Source organism: Neobacillus canaveralius (genome assembly GCF_047237705.1).
GTDB lineage: Bacteria > Bacillota > Bacilli > Bacillales > Cytobacillaceae > Neobacillus > Neobacillus niacini_K.
The window spans coordinates 5653649-5675467 of the sequence record NZ_JBDFLL010000001.1; the positions used below are offsets into that span (position 1 = coordinate 5653649).

Annotated in this window: 20 protein-coding genes; 7 read left to right on the forward strand and 13 right to left on the reverse strand. The window is 38.1% G+C overall.

What is annotated here, in order from left to right:
* Positions 1-14 precede the first annotated feature (14 nt).
* The 3 genes from ABC255_RS27560 to ABC255_RS27570 are packed head-to-tail and all read right to left on the reverse strand — an operon-like array spanning position 15 to position 2666.
* The gene (locus tag ABC255_RS27560; protein ID WP_412998299.1) at positions 15-776 is read right to left on the reverse strand and encodes an iron ABC transporter ATP-binding protein; all 762 of its coding nucleotides are present in this window, start codon (positions 774-776) and stop codon (positions 15-17) included.
* Positions 773-1723 carry an iron chelate uptake ABC transporter family permease subunit gene (locus tag ABC255_RS27565; protein WP_412998300.1) on the reverse strand — a complete coding sequence of 317 codons (951 nt, stop codon included), beginning with the start codon at positions 1721-1723 and terminating at the stop codon, positions 773-775. Before ABC255_RS27565 ends, ABC255_RS27560 begins: the two co-directional genes overlap by 4 nt.
* On the reverse strand, positions 1716-2666 hold the full coding sequence (locus ABC255_RS27570; RefSeq protein ID WP_412998301.1) for an ABC transporter permease: 951 nt from the start codon (positions 2664-2666) through the stop codon (positions 1716-1718). Before ABC255_RS27570 ends, ABC255_RS27565 begins: the two co-directional genes overlap by 8 nt.
* 331 nt (positions 2667-2997) lie before the next feature.
* Here ABC255_RS27570 and ABC255_RS27575 point away from each other — a divergent pair, with 331 nt between their 5' ends.
* From ABC255_RS27575 to ABC255_RS27585, 3 genes are all read left to right on the forward strand, one after another.
* Positions 2998-3741, forward strand: coding sequence for a C39 family peptidase (locus tag ABC255_RS27575; protein ID WP_412998302.1), 744 nt, complete (start codon positions 2998-3000; stop codon positions 3739-3741).
* Positions 3742-3854: 113 nt separating this feature from the next.
* Positions 3855-4310: a peroxiredoxin family protein gene (locus tag ABC255_RS27580; protein WP_412998650.1), complete on the forward strand. Its 456-nt coding sequence runs from the start codon at positions 3855-3857 to the stop codon at positions 4308-4310.
* A gap of 205 nt (positions 4311-4515) precedes the next feature.
* On the forward strand, positions 4516-6288 hold the full coding sequence (locus ABC255_RS27585; protein WP_412998303.1) for an ABC transporter ATP-binding protein: 1773 nt from the start codon (positions 4516-4518) through the stop codon (positions 6286-6288).
* Positions 6289-6308: 20 nt separating this feature from the next.
* Here ABC255_RS27585 and ABC255_RS27590 read toward each other — a convergent pair whose 3' ends face one another.
* A complete protein-coding gene (locus tag ABC255_RS27590) occupies positions 6309-7577 on the reverse strand; it encodes an MFS transporter (protein WP_412998304.1) in 1269 nt (422 codons plus the stop codon).
* A 196-nt stretch (positions 7578-7773) separates the two neighbouring features.
* On the opposite strand from ABC255_RS27590, the gene ABC255_RS27595 reads away from it, so the two are divergent.
* Positions 7774-9609: an LTA synthase family protein gene (locus ABC255_RS27595; RefSeq protein ID WP_412998305.1), complete on the forward strand. Its 1836-nt coding sequence runs from the start codon at positions 7774-7776 to the stop codon at positions 9607-9609.
* Between the two features lie 72 nt (positions 9610-9681).
* On the opposite strand, the gene ABC255_RS27600 is transcribed toward ABC255_RS27595, so the two are convergent.
* From ABC255_RS27600 to ABC255_RS27625, 6 genes are all read right to left on the reverse strand, one after another.
* The gene (locus tag ABC255_RS27600; protein WP_412998306.1) at positions 9682-10731 is read right to left on the reverse strand and encodes a DUF418 domain-containing protein; all 1050 of its coding nucleotides are present in this window, start codon (positions 10729-10731) and stop codon (positions 9682-9684) included.
* A complete protein-coding gene (locus ABC255_RS27605) occupies positions 10731-11231 on the reverse strand; it encodes a hypothetical protein (protein WP_412998307.1) in 501 nt (166 codons plus the stop codon). Before ABC255_RS27605 ends, ABC255_RS27600 begins: the two co-directional genes overlap by 1 nt.
* A 290-nt stretch (positions 11232-11521) precedes the next feature.
* Entirely contained in the window at positions 11522-12199 is a 678-nt protein-coding gene (locus ABC255_RS27610) for a DUF2642 domain-containing protein (RefSeq protein WP_412998308.1), read from the reverse strand.
* A gap of 27 nt (positions 12200-12226) precedes the next feature.
* Entirely contained in the window at positions 12227-13585 is a 1359-nt protein-coding gene (locus ABC255_RS27615) for an arsenic transporter (RefSeq protein ID WP_412998309.1), read from the reverse strand.
* A 329-nt stretch (positions 13586-13914) separates the two neighbouring features.
* Entirely contained in the window at positions 13915-14679 is a 765-nt protein-coding gene (aroD, locus tag ABC255_RS27620; protein WP_412998310.1) for a type I 3-dehydroquinate dehydratase, read from the reverse strand.
* 23 nt (positions 14680-14702) lie between these two features.
* A complete protein-coding gene (locus ABC255_RS27625; protein ID WP_412998311.1) occupies positions 14703-15293 on the reverse strand; it encodes a shikimate kinase in 591 nt (196 codons plus the stop codon).
* A gap of 100 nt (positions 15294-15393) precedes the next feature.
* On the opposite strand from ABC255_RS27625, the gene ABC255_RS27630 reads away from it, so the two are divergent.
* Positions 15394-16452 (forward strand): potassium channel family protein, encoded by a 1059-nt coding sequence (locus ABC255_RS27630; protein ID WP_412998312.1) that lies wholly within the window; start codon positions 15394-15396, stop codon positions 16450-16452.
* 39 nt (positions 16453-16491) lie between these two features.
* Here ABC255_RS27630 and ABC255_RS27635 read toward each other — a convergent pair whose 3' ends face one another.
* Positions 16492-16716, reverse strand: coding sequence for a hypothetical protein (locus ABC255_RS27635; RefSeq protein ID WP_335527561.1), 225 nt, complete (start codon positions 16714-16716; stop codon positions 16492-16494).
* Between the two features lie 275 nt (positions 16717-16991).
* Here ABC255_RS27635 and ABC255_RS27640 point away from each other — a divergent pair, with 275 nt between their 5' ends.
* Complete coding sequence (locus ABC255_RS27640) at positions 16992-18185, forward strand: MFS transporter (RefSeq protein ID WP_412998313.1); 1194 nt, start codon at positions 16992-16994, stop codon at positions 18183-18185.
* Positions 18186-18221: 36 nt separating this feature from the next.
* Here ABC255_RS27640 and ABC255_RS27645 read toward each other — a convergent pair whose 3' ends face one another.
* Positions 18222-18650 carry a DUF4395 domain-containing protein gene (locus ABC255_RS27645; RefSeq protein ID WP_412998314.1) on the reverse strand — a complete coding sequence of 143 codons (429 nt, stop codon included), beginning with the start codon at positions 18648-18650 and terminating at the stop codon, positions 18222-18224.
* A 153-nt stretch (positions 18651-18803) separates the two neighbouring features.
* Between ABC255_RS27645 and ABC255_RS27650 the strand changes: the two genes are divergently transcribed.
* Positions 18804-19622, forward strand: a complete 819-nt coding sequence (locus tag ABC255_RS27650) for a PRD domain-containing protein (RefSeq protein WP_412998315.1) — start codon at positions 18804-18806, stop codon at positions 19620-19622.
* A 51-nt stretch (positions 19623-19673) separates the two neighbouring features.
* Here ABC255_RS27650 and nagE read toward each other — a convergent pair whose 3' ends face one another.
* Positions 19674-21119 carry an N-acetylglucosamine-specific PTS transporter subunit IIBC gene (gene nagE / locus ABC255_RS27655; RefSeq protein WP_412998316.1) on the reverse strand — a complete coding sequence of 482 codons (1446 nt, stop codon included), beginning with the start codon at positions 21117-21119 and terminating at the stop codon, positions 19674-19676.
* Between the last annotated feature and the right edge of the window lie 700 nt (positions 21120-21819).

Genomic DNA, 21819 nt, shown 5'->3' on the forward strand with positions numbered 1-21819 from the left:
TATCTCTCCTTTTATTATGCACTAAAATATACGCAAATTCTGCAGCCATCCATTTTCTGAATGGGAATATCCATATCGTAAATCTCTTTTAATGCGGCTGATTCAATAATTTCTTCTGTAGGTCCATCTTTCACGACCTTACCATCCTTCATCGCAACTATTCTATCTGAATAAACTGACGCAAAATTAATATCATGCAGTACAATGACAACTGTTTTTCCAAGCTCATCAACCAGACGGCGCAGTATTTTCATAATTTGGACGGAATGCTTCATATCTAAATTGTTCAATGGTTCATCAAGCAAAATGTACTCTGTATCCTGAGCAATAACCATTGCGATAAACGCGCGTTGCCTTTGACCACCAGATAGCTCATCTAAAAAACTGTCCTGCATATCGGTTAGGTGCATGTAATCAAGCGATTGGTCAACAATCCGTTCGTCTTCCTCTGTTAACCTCCCCTTTGAATAGGGAAAGCGTCCGAAGGATACGAGCTCGCGAATCGTCAGGCGAACATTCATATAATTGGACTGTTTTAAAATCGATACCTTTTTAGCAAAATCATTTGACTTCATCTTTTTCACATCAGCTTTATCAATTAATACTTCACCTGTATCTGAATCAAGAAGACGGCTCACCATTGATAGTAAAGTAGATTTACCTGCTCCATTCGGACCGATAAAGCTTGTGATTTTGCGCGGCTGAATATCAACGGTCACATCCTCAACAACAGACTTTTTACCATATAACTTTGACAAAGCTCGGACTTGTATCATGCTGCTTTCCTCTCCTTTAGCAATAAATAGATGAAGTACACTCCACCGATAAAGTTAATAATCACACTTAACGTTGTTGAAAAAGTAAAGACTCGTTCAACAACCCATTGCCCGCCAACCAGAGCAATGACACTCATAAGGATCGCCCCTGTGATCAATATATTGTGTTTATACGTTTTGAAAAATTGATACGATAGATTTGCCACAATTAAGCCAAAAAAGGTAATCGGTCCAACTAGAGCAGTCGAGATGGAGATAAAGACTGCTACGACAATAAGCATTTTTTTGACGATTGAATCATATGGAACCCCTAAATTGATTGCTGTATCACGGCCTAATGACAAAACGTCTAAATACTTTAAAAAGCGCCATGCATAAATCATCACAAGAGCAACGATGACAATCGCCAGCCAAACTAAGTCTGAATTGATATTATTAAAACTCGCAAACATCCGGTCTTGAACGATTTGGAATTCATTCGGATCAATCAGTACCTGAAAAAACGTTGAGATACTTGAGAAAAATGTCCCTACGATAATTCCGACAAGTAATAAAAAGTAGATTGGCTGATTGCCTTTTTTAAATAAAAACTTGTATAAAAGCAGGGCAAAAACGATCATTACAACAACTGAAATTAAAAAATTTACCTGTTTATTGACGATGATCATGTGTCCTGAGCCCAAAAAGAAAATAATTAAGGTTTGCAGGAGCATGTAGAGTGAATCCAACCCCATGATGCTCGGTGTCAAAATTTTATTATGTGTTATTGTCTGGAAAACCACTGTTGCATAAGCGATTGTGACTCCTGTTAAGACCATTGCCAGCACTTTTATCGTTCGTTTCGGAAGGGCATATCCAAAACTCCCGTTTAAATCATGAAATAAATAGATGGCACACACTCCGGCTGCAATTAAGGCAAAGACTAGTAGTTTGATTGAGTTACGCATATGCCTTCCTCCGGAACAATAAGTATAAGAAAATTCCGCTTCCAATTACCCCAACCATAAGACTGATTGAAATTTCGTATGGATAAATGAGCACTCTGCCCAAAATATCACAAATCAGAAGGAAGATGGCCCCAAGGAGTGCTGTATGCGGCAATGTTTTTTGTAAGTGATCGCCTTTAAAAATCGATATAATATTTGGAATAATTAAGCCTAAAAACGGGATAATTCCCACGGTCAGAACAACCGTTGTTGTTACTAGTGCAACAAGGATAAGACCCATATTAACCACACGGCGATAGGCAAGCCCTAGGTTTTTGGAAAAATCCTCACCCATTCCAGCCACTGTAAAGCGATTTGCATAGAAATAAGCAATAATTAAAATTGGAATACTTATGTAGAGCAATTCGTATCTGCCCTTCATAATCATTGAAAAATCTCCCTGCAGCCAAGCAGACATATTTTGAATGACGTCAGCGCGATATGCGAAAAAAGTCGTCACAGAGGACAATATATTTCCGAACATCATACCGACTAGCGGTATGAAAATAGCATCTTTAAACTTAATTCGATCTAGAATTTGCATAAAAACAAACGTACCAGCAAGAGCAAAAACAAAGGCTACTGCCATTTTTTCAAGCATGGTTGCATTTGCAAACAACAACATCGAAACAAGGATACCAAGCCGGGTTGCGTCTAGTGTTCCTGCAGTAGTCGGTGAAACAAATTTGTTCCTGCTGAGCTGCTGCATAATCAATCCAGCAATACTCATCCCAGCTCCTGCTAGTAATATTGCAACAAGCCTAGGAAATCTGCTGATAAGGAAAATTTGGGTCTCCTCTGATTGGAAATCTAACAGATCCAATGGAGATATACTGCTAACCCCAACAAATAAGGAAGCAGCAGATAAGACTATTAATGCTAGCAGTAGATATCTTTTCTTCATGACAGTCCCCAACATTTCTATTTTTCTATCATTATCATTCTAAATGAGAATGTTTTTCATTTAGCGACAAAATAAATGACACTGAAAATCATTATCAATGCCTTATACATTTGATTATAAACAGTGAAAATTTTCAAGTCAACCGATTAGTGAGAACTATTTTCAGTGATTTCTGAATAATTTGTGACATAAAGAAGGTGCTAAACTCGTAAATGTAATATATGATTCCTAAGTTCTCCTCCTTTCGGCGGTGAGGAGAAATCCCTTTTATTGGATAATTTTAAATATATGAGTTTTATAGTTTAGGCGAATAGAAAAAGGAGCTGCTTACATGAAATATCAGCATTCAAAAAAGATATCATTGTTAAGCCTCCTATTAATCCTTCCAATCTACTATGCTTCTAACTCCCCGATTCAAACGAGAGCAGAATATAAATCTGATGTTCATATTGACCGGACAGTTGTTGTATATCGAAAGGAGACCATAATGAGACAAAGTATCCTATTAACTGTTCCAACAATGCTGCAATTCCCTGAACTGCCTCGGGGCTGTGAAGTAACCAGTTTGGCGATGTTACTTAATTTTGCTGGTGTTTCCGTTGACAAACTTACTCTGGCAGACGAGATTCCCAAGGTTCCTTATCACAGTGATGGATACTTCGGAAATCCTCATCAGGGATTTGTCGGGAATATGTATACCTATAATCAACCTGGATTAGGTGTTTACCACGAGGTAATTGAAGACCTTGCGAACCAATATCTGCCCGGTCAAATCGATAATCTAACTGGAAATAGCTTTACTTCCGTGCAAAAAAAGCTAAACGAGGGTAAACCAGTTTGGGTAATTGTCGGCAGTACATTTAATTTTTTACCAGAAGAGCAATGGGAAACATGGAAAACAAAAGAAGGAGAAATCAATATCACCCGCAGAATGCATTCTGTTCTAGTCACCGGCTACGATCAAAACAACGTGTATTTTAATGATCCCTTTTTTCCAGACCAGAATAAATCAGCCAATTTTCAAAGCTTTGTCACTAGCTGGACCCAGTTCGGAAGCGAGGCAATTTCTTATTAAGTACCCTTAGATGGTGCCAGTGCACTATCTTTTTTTGTGTAATTTTTCAAGAAGATGGAAATCCTAGCAAAGGATATTGTTTCAAGAATGGAGGTGTTATCTTGGAATCAACCTTGAAGGTTGGGAATGCAGCCCCTGATTTTTCATTACCGGCAACAACAAAGGACCCCCTTTCGCTTTCAGATTATCGGGGAAAGACGAACTTGGTTGTCGCCTTTTATGGAATGGATTTTACTCCCGGCTGAATTAAAGAAATTGCCTCTTGGAAAGAGGATTACAAACGTTTTGAACAGTTAGGTGCAGAAGTGATTGGAATTAGTGCCGATCATATTCATTCACACAGGGTTTTTGCTGCCAGTATGGGGACATTGCCTTATCCATTGGCTTCCGATTGGCAAAGGCAGACGATAAAGGACTATAAGGTGTATAACGAAAAAGGCGGCGTTGCCATCCGCTCTGTGTTTGTTGTCAATCGAGATGGAATTATTACTTATATGAATACCTCGTTTAAAGCCGACAAAAAAGAAGATTACGAAGCAGTATTTTCAGAGCTCGAAAAGCTAGCCTAAGCACTAAAGAAAGACATCTCCCGACCAATCGAGAGATGTCTTCTTATTTCATGGACGAGCTTCAAACCAATTACTGAAAAAAATAATACCTAGAGCTTGCCCAGACCGCTCAATCTTACTAAATTATCATTTGCATAACATTCCTTATGAACGTATGATTGCTTATGGAAAATCATTCTTTTTATAAGGATTGGAGTCATACTAAATGAAACAAAACAAGGATGGTTTAAAACCATTTATCTCTCTTATTTTATCTGCTAATATCCCAAAAACTGCTTTAATTATTGGATTATCCGCCAGTCTTATTACGACACTGGCAGGACTTCTTGTTCCTGTATTGACGAAAAACTTAGTAGATGGATTCTCTGTAGCCTCGCTAAGTGTACCGCTCATGATTGGAATTGGCGCGGCATTTATATTCCAAGCAATCATTAGCGGGGTATCGATTTACCTGTTAAGTTTTGTCGGGCAAAAAATTGTCGCCCGGCTGCGTGAAAAAATGTGGGTAAAATTAATTCGTTTACCTGTCAGTTATTTTGATAAACAATCGAGCGGCGAAATCGTCAGCCGGATTGTAAACGATACAAGTGTTGTTCGTGATTTAATTTCTAACCATTTTCCGCAATTCATCTCAGGAATTATTTCCATTATTGGGGCGGTCGTCATTCTATTGATAATGGATTGGAAAATGACACTGATGATGTTAATATCTGTTCCGCTGACGTTTATGATAATGATGCCGCTCGGAAGGAAGATGGCCAAAATCTCCCGCGGCCTGCAGGATGAGACTGCCGCCTTTACAGGAAACATTCAACAAACATTAAGTGAAATCCGCTTAATGAAAGCATCAACGGCAGAACACCATGAAGAGACAAAAGGAGTAACAGGCATCGGCAATTTGCTCGGTTTTGGTTTAAAAGAAGCACGAATCACAGCATTAATCGCTCCTATCATGTACCTGGTTGTCATGATTGTCATCGTAATGATTATCGGGTACGGCGGCATGCGGGTGGCCAACGGAACGATGTCCACTGGTTCACTGGTAGCCTTCTTACTTTACCTTTTTCAAATCATTTTCCCAATAACTAGTTTCGCCATGTTCTTTACCCAGTTACAAAAAGCAAAAGGAGCTACAGAGCGGATTATCGATATTTTAAACCTGCCTTTAGAAGAAGGTCAGGAAGGTCTGAAGCTGGACATCACGAATAAACCTATTCTCGTCAGCCATGTTTCATTTGCCTATAGCGATGATGAACCGGTTCTTGAAGATGTATCATTTGAAGCACAGCCAGGAGAAATGATTGCTTTTGCCGGTCCAAGCGGAGGCGGGAAAACCACCATGTTTGGCTTACTAGAACGCTTTTACGAGCCTGCTTCCGGAAAAATAATGGTAGGAGATATTCCAATAACCGATCTATCCGTTGAAGCATGGCGCAGTCAAATTGGTTATGTTTCACAGGAAAGTGCGATGATGGCGGGAACGATCCGCGAAAATTTATGTTATGGGCTGCCAAATGGTACATCGATTTCAGATGACACTCTATGGAAAGTGGCAGAGATGGCGTATGCAAGTGAATTTATTAAATCCTTTTCCGATGGATTGGACACAGAGGTTGGCGAGCGTGGGGTAAAACTTTCAGGCGGTCAACGGCAGCGTATTGCGATCGCACGCGCTTTTTTACGTGACCCCAAAATATTAATGATGGATGAAGCAACCGCAAGCTTAGACAGCCAATCAGAAGGAATCGTTCAGCAAGCTTTATCCCGGTTAATGGAAGGCCGTACTACCTTTGTAATTGCTCACCGCTTATCAACAATTGTGGACGCTGATAAAATCATTTTCATCGAGAAAGGGCGAGTCACAGGAATCGGGACTCATCAAGAATTGACACAGTCACATGAATTATACCATGAATTCGCAGAGCAGCAATTAACCAGTGGCGATCAAGAAGGCCATAAAAAAGGTGCAGTAAGCTGAGCTTATGCACCTTTTTATTTCTATGCCTGCGGCTGCTTCTCTGTCATTGAGAGGTTTACTCCCTCTTCTTTTACTTTGAAAAGCGGAACAACCAGTAAGGAGCCAATCAGAAATAATACACCAGAAACGGTATAAACACCGGATAATGTCAGCGGGATTTTCACAACACCTGCAACCGACATTCCGATTACCATCATCCCCATGAACAACGGACTAAGTACACCGTTCACACGCCCAATAAATGCTTCTTCTGAATATTTTAGTATGATAGTGTTAATGCCAATATGAATACAAGGGAAGAACATTCCATTCAATACTTGTAGTACAAGAGTTACTGTAAAGCTTGTTGACCAGCCAATACCAACTGTAAACAGCATGCTGGTAAAAATCCCGATTGCAAGCAGCTTCTGGGGAGTAATCTTCTTCGAGAAGGCCATCACAATTCCGCCCCCAGCTAACATACCAATACCGTTTGCCATCAGCAGCCACTGCAGAGATTCCTTTGGCATCCCGAGTTTTTCAATCGTGATAAAAATCATTAAAGGTGAAATCAACCCAACGGCTAACCCACAAACTGCAAAAATACCACCCATTGATTTCAGTACTTTTTTTGACATTACATAGCGGAAACCATCTGCTAGTTCTTTTTTAAAGTTATTTTCAACTCCTGATTGTTCCTTTTCTATATCACGTGGCAGGAACATTAATACCAGTCCTGAAAGTAAGAACATCGCACCCATGACACCAATCGAAATAAAAATTCCATATTTTTGATAGACAAGTGTTCCAATCACAGGACCAATGACCATGAATATTGCCATCAATGATTGGAAGATAGCCATAACGGATTGCAGCTGTTCACCTGGTACATGCTGCTTTAGGAGTTTCATTGCGGAAGGCATGGAAAACTGAGATAAAATAGCTGAAATCAGCGTTGCTAAGAATATTGCCTGCCACGAGCCAAAAAGCAGTGCCAACAGTACCAAACCAATTGATACAGCAGACAACAGATCGCACCAAACCATCGTCAATTTAGGCTTCCATCTGTCCGCAAATGTGCCGCCAATAAATGAAAAAATAAATATCGGGGTAAACTCAACAACCGATATCAATGAAACATAAACCGGATCATTATCTGTAATATCGGTTACGTATAGTAAAATCGCAAAATTTCTTATCCAAATTCCTAACTGCAGTAAAAAGTTTGAAGACATAATGGCTAATACAATTCGATTTGAAAATATATTCCCAGTAGAAGTGGATGCCGTACCCTGATTGTTAACCTCCATCGTATTCCCCCTTTTAATTCCTAATAAAGTTATTTTTGCCAAAATTCTGCATAATCATATCATACTGGAAAATTTATTTCACCGGGAAACCTAAGGTTTCAGAAAATTAATTATTTATTTACCTATTATTAGTTGATAGTACGGTAGATGTTTTGATAAGTTTAAGTGAGAAGAGTATCTTTTTGAGGTGTTTTTTATGAATAAGATTTCGAGTGCTGGTTTACATCATTCAATTGTATTACTATTGGTTGTTTTGTTTATAAAAATTTATGCCTTCCAGGTTGTCGTTTTTGAAAATACATCATTTTTTCATGTGCTACTCGTTGAGTTTCCAATGTGGGCTCTTGTTTTATCGGTCCTTATGCTACTTTTCAAAAAACGGACCTGGTTAGCCATATGGCTTTATAGCTTAATTTTGTCAGTTCTGTTCATTGTCGTTGTTTATTATACTCGGTATTTTTCAACCGTACCATCTTATTACGATGTCAAACAAATTTATCAATCCAACTCAGTTGGAGGCACAGTCGCCTTGCTCGGCAGTCCTTATGACTTTTTATTTTTCTTAGATACGGTCTTAATCGTCCCGCTTATCTGGTTTTTCAAAGAAAAGACAACCTCCTTTGCCTCAGCAAAGAGATGGGCAGTTGGCTTTGGCTGTATCGGACTCATCATGACTGTTATCGCTTTTCGCTATCCGTTAATTGATGTATCTTATTTTGCAAAGAAGCATGGCTATATCCAATCTCAATTCGTTCAAGCATATGAAAACAGCCTTGGGACAGCCTTTGCCAGTCAGGAATACATGTCTGAAAAAGAACTTGAAAGTTTAAAAGGCAATACCTATGTCCCAGCTGCTCAACACAGCACATTTGGACTTGCAAAAAACCGCCATGTTTTTATTATTCAAGTGGAATCCTTGCAGGAATTCACCATTAATCAAAAGATTAATGGACAGGAAATCACACCCAATTTAAATGCACTCTTAAAAGAAAGTGCCTATTTCGATCATGTTTATCAGCAAATTGGGGCGGGTAACACATCAGATGCTGAATGGCTCATGCATACCTCCCTATACCCTGAAGGCATGGACCCAACGGTTAATACCCTTGAGGGTGAAGAGATTCCTTCACTTGTTAGGACTCTTAAAAAGAATGGCTATGGCGCTGCAACCTATCATGCCGATGATATTACCTATTGGAGTCGTGATAAGTTATATCCAGCACTAGGATTTGATTATATTTACACAAGTAATGAGATTCCAAACGAAAAAGAAATCGGCTTTGGTCCGGCGGATGAAGTGCTGTTTAACTTTGTGGACGAACAACTTCCTAAACAGTTGAAGACGCACGAGAAAATGTATTCAAATATTATTACGCTCACAAGCCATACACCATTTGAAATGCCTGAAGAATACAAGTTTCTAGACTTACCAGAAAACTATAAAGAAACGTATGCAGGGAACTACTTTCAATCTGTCCGCTATACGGATGAACAAATTGGCTTATTCATCAAAAAGCTAAAGAAGCTTGGAATCTATGATGAATCTGTTATTCTGATTTATGGTGATCACTCTGGTCTTCACGGTGCACCTGTTACCGAAACAGATAAAACCCTTTTAAAAGAAGTTCTAGGTCATGAATATACGATGCAGGACCGTTTTGTTGTACCGGTGTTATTCACAGTACCCGGTATCTTTACTGGTGAAAAATATTCCCATCTCGGCGGGCAAATTGACCTGATGCCGACCCTATTAAACTTACTCGGCATAGAACACGATACGCAGATGATTGGTCACAATCTTTTCCACTATAAAAAGAACCTGCTAGGAATGAGGTATTACCTGCCAGGAGGATCGTTTATTAGTGATAAAACTTTTTACACAGCACCAAGTGCTAAGCAGCCTGCCTCCATCTATGACCGAAAAACCATGAAGAAAACAAAAAACACCAATCGACTTCAAGAAAGAATGGATAACACCTTATCCATCATGGATTACTCAGATTATCTCCGCAAGGAACAAACAGAGAATTAGTAAAAGTGGCCTAATCGTAGTGCGATTAGGCCACTTTTTTTGTGGAAGTGGGCTCTCATAATGAAAAATGAATCAATCTATGAGACTTTCAATTTTAACGCGTTTCCTCATTGGAGGAACCTCTAAATACGTGACAACACGCCAAATCAACTCCAGTGGTCCAAATTGAAAAAAACGAAGCCATACTACACTAAAGATAAGCTGAATAACATAAATCGTTAGACAAACCAGTAGAGATTGGAGATAAGTTAATGACTCAAACAAGTTGAATACATAGCCTGCTACATAGATAAAGACAGTTTGAAAAATATAGTTTGTCATTGCCATCCGCCCATAGCTCTTTAAAGGGGATAACAGTTTCTGAACAGTCTGGAATTGCAAAAGCAGAATGAGCACCCCAACATATAAAGCGGAAACAAGTGGTCCAATCATAATTCCTATACTTAAAAAGTGATACGTAACTTCATCTATCCCTGTATAAAAACCAAAGGGATATGATGGCGCATGTTGATACTGATAAATGAGTCCTGTTATACAAACTATTAGCAGAATAGCTGTAAAGATTGCCACCCTTTTTGTCTTCCCCGCCAATCCTTCAAATAGCCGATATTGACCAGCAGTTATCCCCAACAGCATTAGCGCTACAACCATAAACAACTTCGAAGCCATTAAACTGAGTACGATTAGCAGAATCACACCAATAGCAAGGTTCATTTCTTTTTTCACTTTGTAAAATGGGAGTAAAAGCAGACCAGTAACTGCATAAACGGTCAATGCCTCGCCCGTGTGAAATTTAACATGGAACCAGCCTAAAATAAATAATGCCGCCACCCTTCGCAAAAACAAAACGTAGCCATTTTTCCCCTTCGCATTCGCTCTTGAGATAAATAGATAAAAGCCTACACCGAACAAAAAAGAAAAAAGCGTATAAAATCGACCCTCTACAAATAAAAAGAGAAACCTTTGGTAGTAAGCATCCACTGTGCCTTGTTCAGGCACTTTAACTGCCAACAGCGGCAAGATATTTACTAAGATTATTCCCAGCAGGGCAAACCCCCGTAAATAATCGAGAACTTCTATTCGTTCAGTACTTTTCGTTGGCTTCAACAAACTCACCTCCATTAAATTGGAATGAACATATGTACAATGAAGATTAAAAAAAAGATCATGGCTGTAGTTAAATGGAATTTCCGTCTAAATCCGGATGACTTTTTATGACGCAAATACCCTGCAGCCAAAGTAAGGAACAGAAAGGACACAGCCAGATACCCACTGATGATTTTAAAGTTATCAAAACCAATAACCGGGGCAATTTTATATAAATTGATAGCGGCATGACCAATAATAATCGTTGTTGCAGTTACCGCTATTGAAATATGCCATTTCATCATAACTCTTGAAAATTTCGCAAGACGTATTTTGACCTGCCTTACTGAAGTTTTGCGAATAACTAGGAATATGAAATACATATTGATATTAATCAAAAAGAGAACCATTGCTATTTGTGCCAAAAATTGCGCCAAAACCACTAAACTGCTGTCATGTGGACGAATAAACCAAATATAAATAAACGACAATACAATTAAAATACTATTTACTGCTATCCATAGTTTATGAGGCAAACTATTCCCTCCTCTTATTGAGGCTAATGTTGTGTTTCATTACAAATCACCTTAACAACATTTTTATTTCTGAACCTGAACCAATTAAATGACCAATTCATAAATTATTACTAAAATAAGTATAACAAAAAAAAACCGTGGACCACCTAATACCACGGTTAAACTTTATCACACTAAAAGCGAAGAATAATCCCTCCTTGTCAGCCATACAAGCTTGGATTATTTTTTTTGCTTTTTTTTACAGATACTGCTCCTTTCCATTTTAAATCGATTGAGTTATTACATTTCCTTCACGCGAAATGTATGGTTTTAACATGCTCCAAATTGCGGTACACGATATCCCTTTCTGCTGTAATTAGTGTTAAGTGGTTATTCCAGACTTTTTGAAGTAAGCCAATCTTTTCACTGCTATCACCACCATCAATAACCACAAGCCGGTTTTCTAACTTTTTGCATTGATCTTCAAAACTTCTCGCTAATGGAATGGAGGCAGGAGCTGCAGGCAGTGTCTGATTGTTGATGGAATAAGGAGTACTATGTTCCGGATAGGGTATTAACCACTTAACATGTTCCATCGAAATGAACACTGTTTTGTATACAGGTGAGTAAAACACGAAGTGATTATTCATGATACTCGTCAAATAGCCATGAATTGATTTATTACCTGTTATATATACCTCCACAAATCTTCCCTTGGCATTCGTTAATATTCCCCGAAATGAGATAGTTTGGGATTCAGGTTCAAGTGGTTTTTCTGAAGGTGGTTCGTACACTACCGAATTTTGGTCCACTTTTGCTTCTTTCACCCGCTGAATATGAACTGTTGGAATATAAAAGAACCTATCACTTTTTCCCACATATAAAACAAGAATATCTAATCCAGAATCAACTAATATACCTGAGTAAAAATTCCCACCTGAAATCTCTATCTCAATATTTTTTCCCATTAATTCTTTAAACACCATCATTTATTCTCCTTTGATCGTTTCTTTACTTCACTGAAGTACTCCTCCAAATAACCATGAAACCCAATAATATAAGACAACTAATGTAAACAATGTCGCTGGAGGAATAACAACAAATGTAATTTTTACATATTCCCACCATGTGATCATGACCTTTCCTTTTCTAACGATGTGCATCCACATTAATGTTGCAAGTGTTCCCATTGGCAGTAATAATGACCCCATGTCACTTCCTATCACATTGGCTAAGTAGGAGACTTTTAAGGCAAGCGGGCTAAGGTCCATATTCATTAACGTAAGCGTTCCGACCATGAGTGCCGGATGATTATTAAAGATGTTAGAGAGGACCGTTAATAGTGCTCCCATCATCACACTTGCATGGAGCAGGCTTCCTGATACCATTGGACGCATATAATCAATAAGCAAATTGGTTAAACCAATATTATGCAGACCGTAAATAATGACATACATGCTAAAGGCGAAAACAAGAATATACCATGGAGTTTTCTTTAGCATATCAACCGGTGTAATTTTTAAATAAACCCATCTCCAGCCTAAAAGAACAAGAGACCCAATAACCGCCATTAACGAAACTGGGATGTCAAAGTATGATGCGGCAAAGAGACTAAGACGTACAGCAAACACGAACAGAAGGACATTCCGCATAAACCGAGACCGTTCTTTTTCAGTGGAATAAGCAGGACTAGGCTTTAGTGGATGATAAGAACTTCGAGTCAATCCGGATACTTTAATAGGAACAGTTTTCGGGATTACTTTTTTAAAGCGAAGGAAAAGCAGTCCTACTAGCAGCAAAAGACCGAGTGTTGCCGGTACAAACATCATTGCTGTATGCAAATACAAATCCATATCTACTATTTTTAAGGCAATGAGGTTGACGATATTGCTTACACCAATGGGAGCACTCGAGGCTGTAGCAACTAACCCTCCTGATAATAAATAGGGGATTTTTTGATGATTTTTCAACCCCATATTGTTTAACAACATGACAAGGATTGGAGTAGTGATTAAAATACTTCCATCATTATTGAAGAAAAGTGTCATGAGAAAGCATAAAAGGTTAACATACCAGAATAAGCGGATACCTGACCCCTTTGCTTTAGCAGCGAGCTTCTCTGCCACCCAATTAAAAAAACCAAAACTTTCCAAAACAATAGCCATAACAATGGTTGCCATAATGGTAATGGCCGCACCCGAGATGGTTTCGGTAATAACTCCAAGGTCTGTAAGAGAAACACTTCCACTGATTAATACAAAAATTGCACCAATTGTGGCAGGAATGGCTTCATTTATTCCTCTAGGTCTCCAAAGAATAAAGATGAGCGTAGCTGCAAAAGCGAAAATGGTCATCCAAACCATAGGTTGAATCATAATTTTCTCCTTCCAATCTAACTATTTCTTCATGATGTTTCATGAGATGACTCTACCTCCTCATAGGCCCAAGTCCGCTCATGTCCCCCCCTTCCATCTATCCCTATTGTCAGAGTGTACTTTATTTATATGTATCCTCACTGTTACAGGCATTGGGTTTGTACCCTTTTCCTCAATAAATCCACTAAAATCTATGGTCACCTGTCTTTGAGGGAACAACCCAAGCATTAGAAATTTTATTAATTCAAGCAAAAAAAAACGGACAGTAATGAGGATGTCTCATTTCTGTCCGTAAAAATAGGGCATTACTTTTGTAAAAAAGTAAACGATTATATGTGTCTATTAATTACTGATAAAATGTTCCGTAATTCGGTGACAGGCACCTGACCAGGAGCGGAAGCTTTCTTTGCAGCGCCAAATGTTAACGCAGAACCAAATATTTCACCTGCTAAACGGCTGATCACTCCCTTACCTGCCATTGACATTGTAATAATCGGTCTATCTGCGTATTGCTGGTACATAGTATTGGTGGCCTCCAGTAAGGTCAAAACGTCTGCAGTGTTCCTCGGCATAACAGCTATTTTCGGTAAATCCCCGCCTAACTCCTGAGCCTTGCGTAAACGAGAGACGATTTCATCCTTTTCTGGCGTTTTGTCAAAATCATGATTTGAAATGATGACATATACATTACTGCTATGTGCTGCAGAAAGTAGCTTGTTTATCTCTTCTTCATCATTGAATAATTCAATATCAACGATGTCTATCTGACCACTCTCTGCTATCACCTTATTTAATTCGAAATAGTATTCTGTGCTAACTTCCTTTTCTCCGCCTTCTTTTGCACTGCGGAATGTAAAAACGAGCGGTGTATCAAGCAGAATGGATCGGATTGCATTTAATGCCTCTTTTACTTTCTCCATATCCTCCACATGTTCAAAAAAATCTACACGCCACTCTACAACATCTAAGTCAATCGTTTTAAGAAATGAGGCTTCTTCTACTAATTCTGTGATGGTTTTCCCAACCATTGGAACACATATTTTAGGTGCGCCTTCTCCTATTGTTAATCCTCTAACTGTAACGTTTTTTTTCATCGTCTCCACTCCACTCGAACCTTTTACTTGGTTTCGTGCAACTCCCAAGATAATTTTAGGGTTTTTACAATACTATCAGCTAATTCGTCCATATTTTGATTGCTTATTTCAATCGTTGAGTGATAGTTATTTTTATAAATTTCTTTTCTTTTGTAAAATAACTCTTCTATTTCTTCCATTGACTTACCTTGCAGAACAGGGCGGCTGTCAATTATTGAACCTAACCGATCCTTCCATGCATCCCAGGTAATATCTAAATAAAATACAATACATGATGAAAGACATACCTTTCGGATTTCTTCCTGAAGGAATGCTCCCCCTCCAACAGAAATAATCTTTAACTTATAGTCACATAGATTTTGAATTAATTCTTTTTCCCTTTCTCTAAACGTTTTTTCACCAATTTCGGCAAATATTTTCGGTATTGGCATGTTGTACTCTTTTTCAATTTCTTCATCAATATCAATAAAATCTCGGTATAACTTCTTTGCTACCAGCTTCCCAACGGTGGTTTTCCCCGCACCCATAAACCCTATAAATACGATATTTCTTTCTCTCAATGAATTGTTTGACAACGGCTTCCATCTCCCAAAGACAAATAATATTGATATCATTATAAGCTTTCCGATAGCTAAAACCAATCATGGTTATTTTCTATCTTTTTTTGGGAATATAAGTTTAGTCGGTGACTCTACAGGGAGGAAATAAATGGGGATGTACTTTAAAAAATTTCTATACTACTTAACGAAGCTGCGTAATAGAATCTTTTTTCCGATATTTATTTTATATGTTTTATTCGCTGCCTATATTATTTTATACATTGAACCAGAGACATTTGGGACCTATCTTACTGCTATTTATTGGGTCCTGACAACACTTGCCACGGTCGGGTTTGGCGACTATGCTCCCGTCACCCAGCTTGGCCAGGCTTTCACGATTGTTTTGTATATCACGGGTATTGGGCTCGTCAGCGTTTTTATTGGAAAAATGATAAAAATAGTCTATCTGTTTGATAAACTAAAAGTTGGTGGAAAAATGAAATATACAGGAAAAAACCATATCATCCTTATTGGCTGGAGTGACAAATCCAAGCTCGCTATCCAGGAAATTTTGAAATCGGACAAATCCATTGATATTGTCATAATTGATGAACTAGAAAATGCACCAATGGTCGAGAAACGATTGTATTATGTCCGCGGTGATGCAACCGATGAAGAAACCCTGTTTCAAGCAAATTTGCCTGAAGCAAAGGGTGTTATAATTTTTGCCGACCAAATAACACAAGACAGCTATGCATCAAAGGACCCCATGCTCGTTGATGGAAAAACACTGCTGATCGCTACAGCCATTACATCCATTGAAGAAAAATTAAAAACCCCTATTCATGTAACAGCAGAGGTTGTTTATCAAAAGCATATTCACCTATTCCAGAGAGTAAAGGTGGATGAATTTATCCCAACACAGGAAATGATCTCGCATGCAGCCGTGCGCTCCCTCTTTTCCCATGGTGTTACCAACATGTATTCTGAGTTGATGAGCACTCAATATAAAGAAGCTATGTATGAAATATCGAAACAGCCTGAATGGAAAACCTACCGAGATGCCTTTAAGGATTTGCTCAATAAAGGAGCAACGCTTGTAGCAGATCGAGGGAACCTTCATATTAATCAGAAACTCGACGAACCCGTTCCGGAGGATGCCCAGCTTTTTGTGATTTGCGATAAAGAAACGCTTTTGAAGATAAATCCTGATTACAAGCCCGCAAAAAAATAGGTCCTATCTAATGGATAGAACCTATTTTTATTATTTCACTTAACTTAATTTAATTTTATCCTGAGGCTCCTCAAGCTTCATATGCTCCAGTTCGAGTCTCATTCTTTCTGTCTCAATTAAATAATTCTGATGTTTTAGCTTTTCTAGTTCAAGTTCCCCTTGAATTATTTTATATTTGAATTTATTTTGCTTTTGAAAATGTGTCGTCAAAATAGCAATGATTGGAATAGAGAATACCATAATAACCGCAATTGTTCCCGTCATACTACTTCCTCCTAATCTGTTACATAAATATAAACTTACCCTCATGATAAATAATAACAAATTCTAGAAACAGTTTGTACAGAATTATCAAAAAATAAAACCCTCCTATATTGCTTGCCTTTCATGCTTCTCTAATATATTTATGACGCCATTTCTTTTGTCATAACAATCTTTCTCTTTGACAAAAGCATGTACGCCTATATAAGATAGAAAGCAGTGAAAAAGAATACACTTTAAAGATAGGTGTAATTTTTTGTAAGAAAGGTGGCTTCTTGATGACAGGAGATCAACGAAAGAAAATCACCATGTTGATGATCAACATGTTTATAGCAATCGGGAGTTTTGGAATAATCATTCCCATATTACCTGCCTATTTGGAGTCCATTAATCAAGGTGGAACGGCTGCAGGCCTGTTCATAGCCATCTTTGCCGGAGCTCAGTTTATCTTTTCTCCGATAGCAGGTAAATGGACAGATCAGTATGGTCGCAGAAAGATGATTATTTACGGACTAGCAGGTTTAACTCTGTCGATGTTTATTTTTTACGCGTCCAACTCCATTTGGGTACTTTATGCCTCTCGTGCAGTTGGTGGAATCGGCTGTGCAATGCTTGTTCCTGCTATTTTTGCTTATATCGCAGACATTACGACGATGGAGCAACGTGCCAAAGGAAATAGCCTAGTTTCCGCAGCTATGTCTCTTGGAATTGTTGTTGGCCCTGGAATTGGTGGTTTCCTGGCAGGGTTCGGTTTGAAATTTCCTATTTTAGTGTCAGCACTCGTATCTTTAGTCTCTGTCTTGTTTTCCGTACTTCTTTTAAAAGAGAGTCAAACAGCTCCTATTGGAGACTCGGCAGATATGCCTCACGACGATGAGTCCATGGGACGCAAAATTGCCCGCTCAGTGAAAATGCCTTATTTTATTCCACTTGTTATTACACTCGTAATGAGTTTTGGATTAATTGCCTACGAATCGGTTATAGGCTTATACCTTGATAATCAATTTCAATCATCCGCGAAAGATATTGCAGTAATGGTTACAGCCACCGGGGTTGTCAGCGTTATTGTTCAGCTCTTTGTGGTCGATAGAATTGTAAATCGTTACGGTGAAAGATCTGTATTGAATGTATTTATTGCTGTAGCTGCAGCTGGATTCTTATTTTCGCTGTTCGCTACCAACTACTCTTTATTCTTTATTATTTCACTGTTTATTTTCCTATCCACCTCTATTCTCCGCCCAGTATTGAATACGTTGATTTCCAAGCTTGCAGGAAACGAACAGGGCTTTGCAATGGGGATGAATAATGCTTATATGAGTATTGGTAACGTACTTGGACCAACACTTGCGGGGTTACTATATGATGTCAAAATTACCTATCCATTCATATTGGGATTTGTATTATTAGTCATAACACTGTTCATTACCTTTACATGGCAAAAGAAATCACTAAAAACAAAAGCGGCTTTATAGTAAAAAAAACTGATGCAGAAGCCTGCATCAGTTTTTTTACGATTTAATTGCTCTTTTATGCTTATACATCTTCCACTGGTAGTGAATAAAACAGCCAATGCAAAATCCGAGGATAGCTACAAATGCCGCGGTTGCAACCATAATTGTGAACACATACCCCACTGTATTCCAGCCAAGCAGAAAACTTATGAATCCGGCAGCCAAACAAAATACAGCTACTTTTTGATTAAATTGCTGCTGCTCCCAGTCCTCCGGAATATACTCTTCTGGTTTTTTCCTTAGAAAAAGCTTTGCAATATTCATTACGGGATTATATTTAAAAACAATTCCTGAAATTCCTGCAAGTAATGGGATTATTAAAAACCATCCCTGAGCGAAAACCAGCGTTAATACGGCACTAATCACAATCACCCATTGGTTTGTTTTCACAAGCGGTCTTGGTATAGAACATACTTCATCAGACAAACATAACCCACCTTTCTTATAGGAATTATTGGTTATTTATCTTTTAGTTTACCTACTTTATGCGGTTTTGTATAGCTTTGTTTTTAAAAGGTAGACCCATTTTATTTTAACATGTAAGATGGAAGTAATAGCGTAACAAGGAGCTGTCGTTTCGTGAAAATAAAAAAAATCCTCAATAACAATGCTGTTGTGGTTTTAGACAACAATGAAGAAAAGATAGCAATTGGTGCAGGAATTGCCTATGACAAAGGAAAGAATGACATCATAAATCCAAGTAAAATTGAAAAGCTATTTGTTATGAAGGAAAATGAGAAATTCCAACAGCTTCTGCAGCAAATACCTGAAAAACATTTTTCTATTTCTGAAGATATTATTTCCTATGCAGAAGATAATCTGGGATTAAAATTAAACGAACATATTCATATCGGACTAACAGATCACTTGTCATTTGCTATAGAAAGAGCAACAGAGGGCATTCACCTGAAAAATAAACTATTTGAAGAAATAAAAATCCTTTATAAAAAAGAATTTGATATCGGTATGTGGGCGATAAGACATATTGAAAAAATGACAGGAGTAAAAATGCCAGTGGATGAAGCAGCCTATATTGCACTGCACATTCATACCTCAAAACCCCAAAGCAGCGATATGAAGCAGACACTACGGCAGACTGCTATCATTGGTGAAATGATTCAGACCATAAAAAATACACTTAGCATATCAATAGAAGAAGATGACCTTTCTTATCAGCGATTAATGACTCATCTGAGATTTACGCTATCCAGAGTTAATGATGTATCCCAGCCAATAATGGATGAAGAAATGCTTGCTATGCTAAAGAAAAAATTTGCCTTCTCCTACAAAACTTCACAAAAAGTAGCCAAGCTTCTTGAGAATAACCATGGAATTCACCTTCCTGAACAAGAACTTGGATATATCACCATTCATATAGAAAGAATACGCAACAGATAGTTAAAAAAACCGCTTGAACCAAATAAGGTCCAAGCGGATTTTTGTTTACTCTTATTTTTCCTTACGGATTTTTGCAATTTCATCCGCTACAAATTGGACATTTGTGCCAACGATAACTTGAATACTGTTTTTGCCAACAATATTAATCCCCGGAACGCCGGTTGATTTAATCTTCTTCTGATCGACTGCATCCATATCTTTTACTTCTAAACGTAAACGTGTTACACAATTGTCAACCGAAGTTACATTTGCGTCTCCGCCTAAGCCTTCATAAATCTTAGCTGCCAGCGAGGCAAATTTATTACCTGCTACTGGACCTACCTCTGTCTCTTCCTCCATATCATCTTCACGACCAGGTGTCATTAGGTTAAATTTCGTAATGATGAATCGGAATAGGAAATAATAAATGACTGCAAATACAAGACCCTGAAGGAGTAACATATAAGGCTGATTAGCAATTGGAATTTTTAAGCTTAACACAAAGTCAACCAAGCCTGCACTAAAACCAAATCCTGCCGTCCAATGGAACATCGCAGCAATCGCTAATGAAAGTCCTGTTAATAGAGCATGAACAAAATATAATGCAGGTGCAACAAACATAAAGGCAAACTCAAGCGGTTCTGTTACCCCTGTAAAAAATGCGGCAAAACCAGCAGCTAACATTAATGAGGCCACTTGTTTTTTCTTAGCCGTTTTTGCTGTATGATACATTGCAAGCCCTGCGGCTGGAAGCCCAAACATCATGACTGGGAAGAAACCTGCTTGATACATTCCTGTAATACCCTTTTCTCCCTTACTAGCCCAGAAATTACCGATATCGTTGATTCCAGCGACATCAAACCAAAAAACTTGGTTTAATGCATGATGTAATCCTGTGGGAATTAAAAGTCGATTGAAGAATCCATATAGTCCTGCACCAGCAGCACCTAATTCACTAAACCCTTTACCAAAAGATATGAGTGCCGTATAAATGACTGGCCATACAAAGAACAGTACTAAGGAAACAACTAACATTGAAACTGCCGTCATTATTGGAACAAGTCGTTTTCCACTAAAAAAAGCCAAAGCATCTGGTAACTTCACATGGCTGAAGCGATTAAACATGATAGACGCAATCACCCCTGAAAGAATACCAACAAATGCGTTTTTAATTTTCCCAAAGGCTGGATCGACATCTGCTGCATCGATTCCTTGCAGCATAGCAACAACATCTGATGAGAGCAAGGTTGTGATAACCAGAAATGCCACCAATCCACTCAACGCTGCCGAACCATCTTTCTCTTTTGCCAGACCTAATCCAACTCCTACTGCAAATAGAATTGGGATATTATCAATAATCGATCCCCCTGCTTTAATTAAGAAAGCCGCTATCGGACTATCAGCACCCCAGCCTATAGGGTCAATCCAGTACCCGATACCCATCAATATTGCGGCTGCAGGCAAAACTGCTACTGGCAGCATTAAGGAACGGCCTAGTCTTTGAAGATATTTCATCATTGTTTATTCCCCCTATTTTTTTGTATAAAAGAAATAGCATTTAGCTTTCTTGTCCAGTTTGACTCCAACCACTTTTATAAGATTGAAACTGCTTTAGACAGTGTAAAAATAAATAATAATTGCTTTGCGGCATGGAAATCACAAAAACCATCCTTACACCAGATTGGAATCACTGGACAGATTCTTACACTATATTTTATAGCTCAACCACCCCCTTTAATAAAAGATTACATAAGAAACCTAAGATATATTCCCAATTATCCTCGATTATCACCTGCCCAACTGAAATCTTATCCCCTTCCCTTTTAAAAAATAAGCTTTGTTAATTTTTATTGTTGATTATTAGTACAACGGAATAAAAAATTGATGAAAGACAAATCAGAAGATTCCTCATTGAGTTTAGTCCTTCATAAGGATTTCCGTGAGAAAAATCAACATCTTTCTTTAACAGAGCCAAAAAATAAATAAAAAAAGGCATGGGGGTACAATAAAAGGGTAGAAAACGCCTCTTATTTACCACCATGCCTGATCGTATCAGTAACATGTGATCACTATTTACTATTAATTCAATAATACCATGAAAAGAGTAAAAAACAAGTGAAAGCGGTATCATTTTCAATGAAATTATCAACCATTTTTCTAATTAGTTTTTTCAATAATCCGTCTTATCTAAATAGCATTATTATTTTAAAAAAACTTT

Bases quoted from the DNA above. Each gene is read 5' to 3' on its own strand.
- ABC255_RS27575 (WP_412998302.1), top strand. From the start codon at position 2,998: ATGAAATATCAGCATTCAAAAAAGATATCATTGTTAAGCCTCCTATTA.
- ABC255_RS27625 (WP_412998311.1), bottom strand. From the start codon at position 15,293: ATGATATCAATATTATTTGTCTTTGGGAGATGGAAGCCGTTGTCAAAC.
- ABC255_RS27585 (WP_412998303.1), top strand. From the start codon at position 4,516: ATGAAACAAAACAAGGATGGTTTAAAACCATTTATCTCTCTTATTTTA.
- ABC255_RS27630 (WP_412998312.1), top strand. From the start codon at position 15,394: ATGTACTTTAAAAAATTTCTATACTACTTAACGAAGCTGCGTAATAGA.
- ABC255_RS27635 (WP_335527561.1), bottom strand. From the start codon at position 16,716: ATGACGGGAACAATTGCGGTTATTATGGTATTCTCTATTCCAATCATT.
- ABC255_RS27640 (WP_412998313.1), top strand. From the start codon at position 16,992: ATGACAGGAGATCAACGAAAGAAAATCACCATGTTGATGATCAACATG.
- nagE (WP_412998316.1), bottom strand. From the start codon at position 21,119: ATGATGAAATATCTTCAAAGACTAGGCCGTTCCTTAATGCTGCCAGTA.
- ABC255_RS27570 (WP_412998301.1), bottom strand. From the start codon at position 2,666: ATGAAGAAAAGATATCTACTGCTAGCATTAATAGTCTTATCTGCTGCT.
- ABC255_RS27615 (WP_412998309.1), bottom strand. From the start codon at position 13,585: ATGATTCAACCTATGGTTTGGATGACCATTTTCGCTTTTGCAGCTACG.
- ABC255_RS27560 (WP_412998299.1), bottom strand. From the start codon at position 776: ATGATACAAGTCCGAGCTTTGTCAAAGTTATATGGTAAAAAGTCTGTT.
- ABC255_RS27565 (WP_412998300.1), bottom strand. From the start codon at position 1,723: ATGCGTAACTCAATCAAACTACTAGTCTTTGCCTTAATTGCAGCCGGA.
- ABC255_RS27600 (WP_412998306.1), bottom strand. From the start codon at position 10,731: ATGGAGGTGAGTTTGTTGAAGCCAACGAAAAGTACTGAACGAATAGAA.
- ABC255_RS27610 (WP_412998308.1), bottom strand. From the start codon at position 12,199: ATGATGGTGTTTAAAGAATTAATGGGAAAAAATATTGAGATAGAGATT.
- ABC255_RS27590 (WP_412998304.1), bottom strand. From the start codon at position 7,577: ATGGAGGTTAACAATCAGGGTACGGCATCCACTTCTACTGGGAATATA.
- aroD (WP_412998310.1), bottom strand. From the start codon at position 14,679: ATGAAAAAAAACGTTACAGTTAGAGGATTAACAATAGGAGAAGGCGCA.
- ABC255_RS27595 (WP_412998305.1), top strand. From the start codon at position 7,774: ATGAATAAGATTTCGAGTGCTGGTTTACATCATTCAATTGTATTACTA.